Origin of the sequence: Corynebacterium sp. UMB4614 (assembly GCF_030217065.1) — a bacterium.
Taxonomy (GTDB): Bacteria; Actinomycetota; Actinomycetes; order Mycobacteriales; family Mycobacteriaceae; genus Corynebacterium.
Genome location: NZ_JASONC010000035.1, coordinates 1 through 7,983 on the forward strand (window position 1 = coordinate 1; position 7,983 = coordinate 7,983).

9 protein-coding genes are annotated in these 7,983 nt (G+C 63.5%); 5 read left to right on the top strand and 4 right to left on the bottom strand.

What is annotated here, in order from left to right:
- Window positions 1–189: 189 nt before the first annotated feature.
- A complete protein-coding gene (locus QP413_RS09620; protein WP_187441058.1) occupies window positions 190–1,050 on the top strand; it encodes a siderophore-interacting protein in 861 nt (286 codons plus the stop codon).
- 185 nt (window positions 1,051–1,235) lie between these two features.
- Here the strand turns inward: QP413_RS09620 and QP413_RS09625 are convergent, their stop codons facing one another.
- Window positions 1,236–1,679, bottom strand: coding sequence for a hypothetical protein (locus tag QP413_RS09625; protein ID WP_284781562.1), 444 nt, complete (start codon window positions 1,677–1,679; stop codon window positions 1,236–1,238).
- Between the two features lie 141 nt (window positions 1,680–1,820).
- Between QP413_RS09625 and QP413_RS09630 the strand changes: the two genes are divergently transcribed.
- The 3 genes from QP413_RS09630 (at window position 1,821) to QP413_RS09640 (ending at window position 3,913) form a co-directional block, all read left to right on the top strand.
- Complete coding sequence (locus QP413_RS09630; protein ID WP_284781563.1) at window positions 1,821–2,465, top strand: LppP/LprE family lipoprotein; 645 nt, start codon at window positions 1,821–1,823, stop codon at window positions 2,463–2,465.
- A gap of 73 nt (window positions 2,466–2,538) precedes the next feature.
- On the top strand, window positions 2,539–3,177 hold the full coding sequence (locus QP413_RS09635) for an LppP/LprE family lipoprotein (protein ID WP_284781564.1): 639 nt from the start codon (window positions 2,539–2,541) through the stop codon (window positions 3,175–3,177).
- A gap of 91 nt (window positions 3,178–3,268) precedes the next feature.
- Window positions 3,269–3,913, top strand: coding sequence for an LppP/LprE family lipoprotein (locus QP413_RS09640; RefSeq protein WP_284781565.1), 645 nt, complete (start codon window positions 3,269–3,271; stop codon window positions 3,911–3,913).
- Here the strand turns inward: QP413_RS09640 and QP413_RS09645 are convergent.
- The gene (locus QP413_RS09645; protein WP_284781566.1) at window positions 3,910–4,557 is read right to left on the bottom strand and encodes an FMN reductase; all 648 of its coding nucleotides are present in this window, start codon (window positions 4,555–4,557) and stop codon (window positions 3,910–3,912) included. The two genes, QP413_RS09640 and QP413_RS09645, sit on opposite strands and share 4 nt — an antisense overlap.
- A gap of 84 nt (window positions 4,558–4,641) precedes the next feature.
- Window positions 4,642–5,760: a CE1758 family FMN-dependent luciferase-like monooxygenase gene (locus tag QP413_RS09650; RefSeq protein ID WP_284781567.1), complete on the bottom strand. Its 1,119-nt coding sequence runs from the start codon at window positions 5,758–5,760 to the stop codon at window positions 4,642–4,644.
- A 75-nt stretch (window positions 5,761–5,835) separates the two neighbouring features.
- Here QP413_RS09650 and QP413_RS09655 point away from each other — a divergent pair, with 75 nt between their 5' ends.
- A complete protein-coding gene (locus tag QP413_RS09655) occupies window positions 5,836–6,720 on the top strand; it encodes a class I SAM-dependent methyltransferase (RefSeq protein WP_284781568.1) in 885 nt (294 codons plus the stop codon).
- Window positions 6,721–6,861: 141 nt separating this feature from the next.
- On the opposite strand, the gene QP413_RS09660 is transcribed toward QP413_RS09655, so the two are convergent.
- Entirely contained in the window at window positions 6,862–7,752 is an 891-nt protein-coding gene (locus QP413_RS09660; RefSeq protein ID WP_284781569.1) for an aldo/keto reductase, read from the bottom strand.
- Window positions 7,753–7,983 lie beyond the last annotated feature (231 nt).

The following is a 7,983-nucleotide window of genomic DNA, read 5'->3' on the forward strand; positions in this document are numbered from 1 at the left end:
CTCCTGCGGAGCGGATGGCGGAGCTGTTAGATTTAGCTGAAAGCTAGGAAATGTTGCAACGACCCCTAGAATCCGCCCACTGGTCATCACGAGCCCCACCAACCCATCACCGTTAATTGTGTTAGCCTTACCTAAGAAAAGACGCGGGCGCCCCCACAGCACCCCAGTGTTTGAAGGACAGTGATGATCATGGCTGACCAGGCTCGAAGCGCAGCACCGAAGCGCAAACCCCGTAAGGCCAACGAAGCAACCGTGACTGACCGCCGCCAGCTCTCTCCGGATCTCATTCGTTTGAGCTTGAACTCCCCCGCTTTTGTAGGCAAGGAGCTGGCTTTTACCGACCACTACATCAAGCTGCTCTTCGCCCCAGAGGGCGCTGATTACTCGTGGCCATTCGATATCGAGAAGGTTCGTGAGGAGCAGCCCAGGGATAAGCAGCCAGTCACCCGCACCTACACCCTGATTAATCTGGACCCAGAAACCGGGGATTTCGACGTCGATTTTGTCACCCACGGCGATTCCGGACTGGCTGCGCCCTGGGCGCGCGCGGCCGAAATTGGGGCGAAGATCGGCTTCTTCGGCCCGGGTGGAGCGTGGGGCCCCGGCGAAGAATATGAGCACTTTATCTTCGTCGGCGATGAGTCCGCTGCACCAGCCATCGGCGCGGGTCTGAAGCACCTCCCCGAGGGCGCCACGGCGACCGCCTTCATCGAGATCGAGGCAGAGGACCGGAAGTTTGAACTCCCCACCCGCGAGGGCGTGGACGTCAATTGGGTTATCCGCGATGGGGCAACCCACGGCACGGAGCTTTCTCGCGTGGTGCGCTCGGCCGGTGTGCCAACGGGTAAGAAGACCAGCTGGTTTATCCACGGTGTCGCCGAGATGATTAAGGAAATGCGCCGCTTCCTCTTCGTCGACTCGGAGATCCCCCGCGCCGACGTTTCGATTTCTGGTTACTGGCGGATCGGCATGACCGAGGACCAGTGGCAGTCCTCGAAGCGCGAATTCAATGCTGAGATTGAGCAAGAGGAAGCACAAGCCAGAGCCTAACGCTTGCTCGCAAACCTAGCGCTCGCTGGCCTGCCACGCATGGTCAGTATCCTCCGGAACGAACAGGCGCACCTGGCTGGTCAGCCCCTCAGCACGTGCGGTTTCCAGAACGGTTGCCGCCTGGTCCGCCGTGCCTATTGACCCCGCTCAGGTTGCAGAAAACACGACACCACACCCGCCACCGATCAGGCTTTTGCGGAGAGAGTCCGGGCGCCCCTTCTCAGGTATGTCACGGCAACGCCGATCGCGACGACGCCGATGAGCGCTCCCACCGGGAGCAGGATCACCGGCAGGGGATTGATCACCACTCCGTCTCCTTGCGAGGGCCTGTACTCGTAGTAGAGCGCTGAGCCCCATGCGACGAGAAAACACGCGGCCCCGACCCCGTTTAGCGCGTTGAGGACCAGAACCCCCGACCTCCACAGAGCCAGAAACAGGAGAAAGGCGGCGAGAACAGTCGCAGCCCAAACCAGGGGCCAGGACACCGACTCGGCAAGAGTAAATGCGACCGCAGAGCACAGGCCGACGAGAGCCTGCAAAACAATTGTCGCCAGCAGGTAGGCGCGGCGAGAACCCGATTCCACTGGGGCAGTAGCCGGAGCGGGCACAGGTTTCACTGAACGAGTCATGAGGCGACTTTCTGACGTATTGAGTCCTCTAGCGAGGACTGACAGTACCTCTATTCTCGTTGCTATTCGACAAAAAATACACCCTTCTAAACGCATAAACGTTTGCTGACAAAGCATTTTTAGGGGCGTAGCCTCAGGGGCATGAGGTACCAAAAAGTTGCACTATCCATCGCCCTCTCCTGCACCTTGGCGGGAACGCTGAGCGCGTGCAGCGATGATGGCACCGCCACCGAATCTACCGATGCCAGCTCGCCGGCAACCGTCACCCAGACGATGAAGGAGTCGAACCCCTCGGAGGCGAAGGACCAGCCGAAGCCTGAGCCGACGAGGAAGCCCCCGGCACAGGAGAGCGAGCCGGGCAAGAAGCCGGATAAGCAGTGCGGAGACCTCCCCGCCGAGGAGGCGCTCCGACAAAACGTGGGCAAGCTCGCCTCCCCAAAGGGCACTGACTGGACGTGGAACACGTCGTACGCCGGCACGGATCTCTACGACCCTTGTGCTGATCTTTCGCCCATCGTGCTGACCATCGACGGCGCAACCGGATCCAGCCCGTACCACATCATGCTCTTCCACAAGGGCGAGTACCTGGGCACCGCTACCGCCGAGCCGCAGGGCTTCTCCCCCGACATCCAGCGGGTCGATGGGAAGACCCTCGCGGTGACCTACTTCTACACCAAGCCCGGCGAAGCTAACGCTGAACGTTCGGGCGAAGCCCACGCCACCTTCACCTGGGATCCGGCGCAGGAGAAGGTCGTCATGAACGGCGAACTGCCGCCGAAGCCTTAGTCCTGGCCTGCCAAGGCTGCCCCCTCTCTCCCCCAGGTCGGCTTCCTACCTGGGGCGAAGTAATCTCATAGCCATGAGGCTCCACAATGTTGCGCTACCACTGGCTCTTTCCTGCGTCCTCGTGGGAGGACTGACCGCGTGCAGCAGTGACGGCAGCGATGCCGCCGACTCCAGTTCGCCTGTCACCATCACCCAGACGGTGAAGAAGACGCGGCCCGCGGAAAGCAAGGACCGGGCCAAGCCGAAGCCAACGAGAAAGGCCCAGGAGAGCGAGCCAAGCAAAAAGACCCGCCCCAAGCGGTGCGGAGACCTTTCCGCCGAGGAGGCGCTGGCACAGAATGTGGGCAAGGTTCAGAAGCCGCCATTTTTCGCCGATAAAGAATGGAGCACTGAATTCGCGGGCACAGGTCTCTACGATCCCTGCGCCGACCTCTCCCCCATCGACATCACCTTTGAGGGAGCTACAGGGTCAACCCCGCATCACATTATGCTCTTCCACCGGGGCGAGTACCTGGGCACCGCCACCGCCGAGCCCCAGGGGTTCACGCCGGCCATGAAACGGGTCGACGACCAGACGATCGCGGTGACCTACTTCTACACCAAGCCCGGCGAGGCCAACGCTATGCGCTCCGGCGAAGCCCACGCGACCTTCACCTGGGACCCGGGGCAGGAGAAGGTCGTGATGGACGGCAATCTGCCGCCACGGGGCTAGGTCACGCGCCGCCGACTGGCGCCCCGCTACAACAGGAACCACCCACATCCCAGGCCTACCCCTGGCCTGGGATGTGCATTAATCTCAAAGCATGAGGCACCACAATGTCGCGCTAGCCCTCGCCCTCTCCTGCGCTCTCGCGGGAACGTTGGCCGCGTGCAGCGGCGACGACTCCACCACCGACGCCACCGGGAACAGCGCACCAACGAGCGCCAGCCAGAGCAGCGTCGTCCCAACCACGGCGACAGCGCCGCAGACCACAGAGAGCTCCCCCAAGCACAAGCCGGAGCCGACCAGGAAGCCGCGCGACACCGAGCCCCGCACGCAGTGTGGCAACCTCTCCGCCCAAGAACTCGTGGCCACACATGTCGATAAGCTCCCAGCACCTCCCTCCACCGAGAGCTCGTGGGACACCGAGCGCGCCGGCATCGGCCTCTACGACCCCTGGGCCGAACTCTCCCCCATCGACATCACCGTGGAGGGCGCAACAGCTACCAGTCCGCACCACATCATGCTCTTCCACAAGGACCAGTACCTAGGCACCGCCACGCCTGAGCCCCGCAGCTTCGCCCCCGACATGAAGCTACTCAACACGCAGGCGGTCTCCGTGACGTACTACTACGCCAAGCCCGGCGACCCGAAGGATCGACCTTCCGGCCGGGCACACGTGAACTTTATTTGGGATCACGCGAAGAAGAAGGTCATCATGGACGGCAATCTGCCCCCGAGAGACTAGTTGCCGTCGTGGCCGGAGAGTAGGTTCAGGAAATCCGGCACGTCCGCAGCCACGTCATTGCCGGAGCTGCGCTTGACCTGCGAAGAAGGCCCCAGCCCCTCCACGCCGCCGGAGACCCGCACGATCTCGTCGGCGAGCTGGCTGGCGGCGCGTTCGATGCGCCGGTCGAGGTTCTCCTCGCCACCGAAATCATCAGTGGCTGCGAAAACTGCAGTGCTCATGACGTCCGCGCGCAGGTAGCTCAGCAGCGGGCGCATCGCGTATTCCAGCATCAGGGAGTGCCGCGGCGTCCCGGCGGTGGCGGCGATGATCACAGGCATGCCGGTGATCGCGTCCGGATCCAGGGCGTCCATGAACATCTTGAACAGGCCTGAATAGCTAGCAGCAAAGACTGGGCTCGCGGCGACCATCGCGTCGGCGGCGGTGATCTTATCCTGGGCCGCCTTGAGCTTCTCCGAGGCGATCCCGGTGGTCATCATCGTGGCCAGGTCGGCGGCGTACTCGCGGATGTCGATGTATTCCACGGCCACGGACTCCCCGCGGCGACCTACTTGGGCTTCCACGGCACCGGCGATACGCTCGGCGAGCTTGCGGGTCGTCGACGGGCTACCCAATCCTCCGTTAAGAACGATGAGTGAGTTCATGAACTCTTCTGCTCCATCCTTTCCTTGCACTTCCAGCGGCGATCCTAGACCTGCGCGGCTCACCCGGCTACTACCACTGCCGAGCTACTGAACCTGCGCGGGCTGCACCTGCCGGTGCGGGGAGTCCGGCCCCTCCGCCACCAGTGTGGCGTGGGTCGGCGGGTCGGAGGGCACGTGCGCCGGGCGGCGGCGTTCAAACTCCTCCCGCAGGACCGGCACGATCTCCCGACCGAGGATCTCGATCTGCTCGAGCACCATCTCCTGCGGTAGACCGGCGTGGTCGATCAGGAAGAGCTGGCGCTGATAGTCGCCTACCGCGTCAGCGTAGCCCAGGTAACGCTCGATGATCTGCTCCGGGGTGCCGACCGTCAGCGGGGTGATGCGCTCGAATTCCTCCAGCGACGGGCCGTGCCCGTAGACCGGGGCGTTATCGAAGTACGGCCGGAAGGTCGCCTTTGCTTCCTTCTCGGTATCGGCAGCAAAGATCTGCCCACCCAGCCCCACGATCGCCTGGTCGGCCGCACCGTGCCCGTAATGTTCGAAGCGCTGCCGGTACAGGCGCACCAGCTGCTGGGTGTGCTCGATGTTCCAGAAGATGTGGTTATGGAAGAACCCGTCCCCGTAGTACGCGGCCTGCTCGGCAATCTCCGGGGAGCGGATGGAACCGTGCCACACGAAGGGTGGGACGTCGTCCAGGGGCCGTGGGGTGGACGTGAACTGTTGCAGTGGGGTGCGGAATTCGCCCTTCCACGTCAGGTCCTCTTCACGCCACAGGCGGCGCAGCAGGTGGTAATTCTCCACGGACAGGGGGATCGACTTGCGGATGTCCTTGCCGAACCACGGATAGACGGGGCCGGTGTTGCCGCGGCCGAGCATCAAGTCCACGCGTCCCTCCGCGAGGTGCTGGACGTAGGCGTAGTCTTCCGCGATCCGCACCGGGTCGGTGGTGGTGATCAGCGTGGTCGCGGTGGAGAGTTGGAGGGTCTCAGTCTGAGCGGCGAGGTTGGCCATCAGCACAGGCGGGTTCGCGGGCGCGATGAACGGCGGGTTGTGATGCTGGCCAGTAGCGAAGACGTCGAGCCCCTCGGCCTCCGCCTTCTTCGCGATCTCGACGGTGTTCTTGATGCGCTCGTGCTCGCTGGGCACGTCCCCCGTGACAGGGTTGGGGGTGACATCGCCGATGGTGAAGATTCCGAATTGCATGCCTCAACCTTAACCCAAACGTACGTGACATGTCACCTAAGTGCGGTGGGGATTCCACTCACCTAGCATGAAGCCATGAATCCCGAAGCCCAGAATCCAACCCCTCCAGCACAGACCGTGCCGCACCCACACGCCTTCCCCGCGCCGCTCGACGTCCCCGAATTCCTGCTACCCCACCTGAGCGCGAACACCCGCCTGCTCGACGCGGGCTGCGGGCAGGGCTCCCTCACAATGAACCTTGCCGAGCACATCACCCAACTCGGCGGCGCGCCCGCCCAGGTCACCGGGGTCGACCAGTCCGCTGACGCGATCGCGGAGGCCACTGAGCCCGCTGCGGAGAAGTCGCTGGACGTCCCGTTCCAGCAGGCGGATATCCACCAGCTCCCCTTCGCGGACGCCACCTTCGACGTCGTCTTCTGCCACCAGGTCCTGCACCACGTCGCAGACCCGCAGGTCGTACTCCAGGAGTTCCGTCGCGTCACGAAGCCCGGCGGGATCATCGCCGTGCGGGACGCCGACTTCGGCGCGATGACGTGGTTCCCGCCCAACCCGGGGCTATCCCGCTGGCGCGCGACCTTCTCCGTCGGGTTGGCAACCCACGACGGCAACCCCGCGATGGGTCGCCAGCTGCCGCATACCTTCTACTCCGCGGGGCTTAGCGACCTCAGCGTGTCCGGCAGCCTGACCGCCTACGCCAGCGAGGCCGAGCGCGATGCCCTGGCCGAGAAGTGGACGCGTCGCAGCATGTCGCCCCACTCCGTCCGCACGACCGCCGCCGCGCTTGGCGAGGACTTCCCCGATACCGCGGTGACGGATGACGGCGAACTTGTTACCGGCCAGCTCGGCACGGTCACCCGCGAGGCGCTGACCCAGATCACCGACGGTTGGTCCCAATGGGCAGGCACCGGTGGCGCGGCGTTCTTCATCCCGAATACCGAGGTCATCGCGCGCGTGCCCTAGAGCTCGCTGCGGATTAGCGGCCGTGAAACTTCGGCGCCCGGCGCTGTGAGGTGTGCCCCGCCGAGAAAAATATTGCGCGCCCACGCCCCACCCATAAGCTCACGCACACCGGCCGGGCGGTTTCGGCCGATCGCGGGAGAACTACTGCTTCTGCAGCGAAGTGCCCTCGTAGAAGGTGTGCGGATTCGGGCCGCGGCGGCCTGCCTCACCCTCCTCGATCGCGGTGATGCGCTGCATCTGCTCCTCAGTGAGCTGGAAGCCGAACACGTCCGCGTTGCTGCGGATGCGCTCCGGCTTGGAGCTGCGCGGGATCACCACATCGCCGCGCTGGATGTGCCAGCGGATGATGACCTGCGCGACGGTCACCCCGTGGGCGTCCGCGATGGCTTGGAAGGCCGGGTTATCCAGGTTCTGCCCCTGCTTCAGCGGGGACCAGGACTCGGTCAAGATGCCGCGCTTGGCGTTCTCAGCACGCAGCTCATCCTGGTTGAAACCGGGGTGAACCTCGATCTGGTTCACAGCTGGGGTATCACCACTGGCCTGGGTCATCTTGTCCAGGACCTCTGGGTAGCTATTGCACACGCCGACGCTGGCGGTCTTGCCCTGCTCCCGCAGGGTCACCATGTCCCGGTAGGCGGTGGCGAACATGCCGATCTTCTCGACCGGCCAGTGAATCAGGTAAAGATCCACATAATCCAGGCCGAGGCGCTCCAGGGATGCGTCCAGGGCACCGGCGACACGGTCGTGGCTATCGTTCCACAGCTTCGTGGTGACGAAGAGCTGATCGCGGGTCACCTCGCCGGCATCGATGGCGTCCTGAATGGCGCGACCGACTTCTTCCTCGTTGCCGTAGACAGCGGCAGTGTCGATGTGGCGGTAGCCCGCGGTGATCGCGGCCCGCACGGCGTTGTAGCAGGTCTCGCCGGACAGCTGGAAGGTACCAAAACCGAGCTGCGGGATCTGCCGCCCATCGTTCATAGTCAGCAGCGGGATGTCGGAATTATTGTCCAGGTTCTGAGTAATAGTTGGCATGCCCCCCTGTCTACCTTTTTCCATCACACCCCGCTGCATCCAGAGCTGATCTGGTACAATCCTTAGCACACAGAAACGTCGCAGACATTCGCGCGTTTCTGCCCTCAGAAAGCACCGACCGCGACCGATTTCAGGCAAAGGACGGGTTAAGGGTCAAAAGGGGATGCGGACATTTTGTTGGACAGTTTCGGGTCACGCTACATGAAGTTTTCGGTAGGCGGTGATACTCAC

What these genes read in the sequence shown, in the direction of transcription:
- QP413_RS09620 (WP_187441058.1), top strand. Translation starts at nt 190, where the DNA reads ATGGCTGACCAGGCTCGAAGCGCAGCACCGAAGCGCAAACCCCGTAAG.
- QP413_RS09625 (WP_284781562.1), bottom strand. Translation starts at nt 1,679, where the DNA reads ATGACTCGTTCAGTGAAACCTGTGCCCGCTCCGGCTACTGCCCCAGTG.
- QP413_RS09630 (WP_284781563.1), top strand. Translation starts at nt 1,821, where the DNA reads ATGAGGTACCAAAAAGTTGCACTATCCATCGCCCTCTCCTGCACCTTG.
- QP413_RS09635 (WP_284781564.1), top strand. Translation starts at nt 2,539, where the DNA reads ATGAGGCTCCACAATGTTGCGCTACCACTGGCTCTTTCCTGCGTCCTC.
- QP413_RS09640 (WP_284781565.1), top strand. Translation starts at nt 3,269, where the DNA reads ATGAGGCACCACAATGTCGCGCTAGCCCTCGCCCTCTCCTGCGCTCTC.
- QP413_RS09645 (WP_284781566.1), bottom strand. Translation starts at nt 4,557, where the DNA reads ATGAACTCACTCATCGTTCTTAACGGAGGATTGGGTAGCCCGTCGACG.
- QP413_RS09650 (WP_284781567.1), bottom strand. Translation starts at nt 5,760, where the DNA reads ATGCAATTCGGAATCTTCACCATCGGCGATGTCACCCCCAACCCTGTC.
- QP413_RS09655 (WP_284781568.1), top strand. Translation starts at nt 5,836, where the DNA reads ATGAATCCCGAAGCCCAGAATCCAACCCCTCCAGCACAGACCGTGCCG.
- QP413_RS09660 (WP_284781569.1), bottom strand. Translation starts at nt 7,752, where the DNA reads ATGCCAACTATTACTCAGAACCTGGACAATAATTCCGACATCCCGCTG.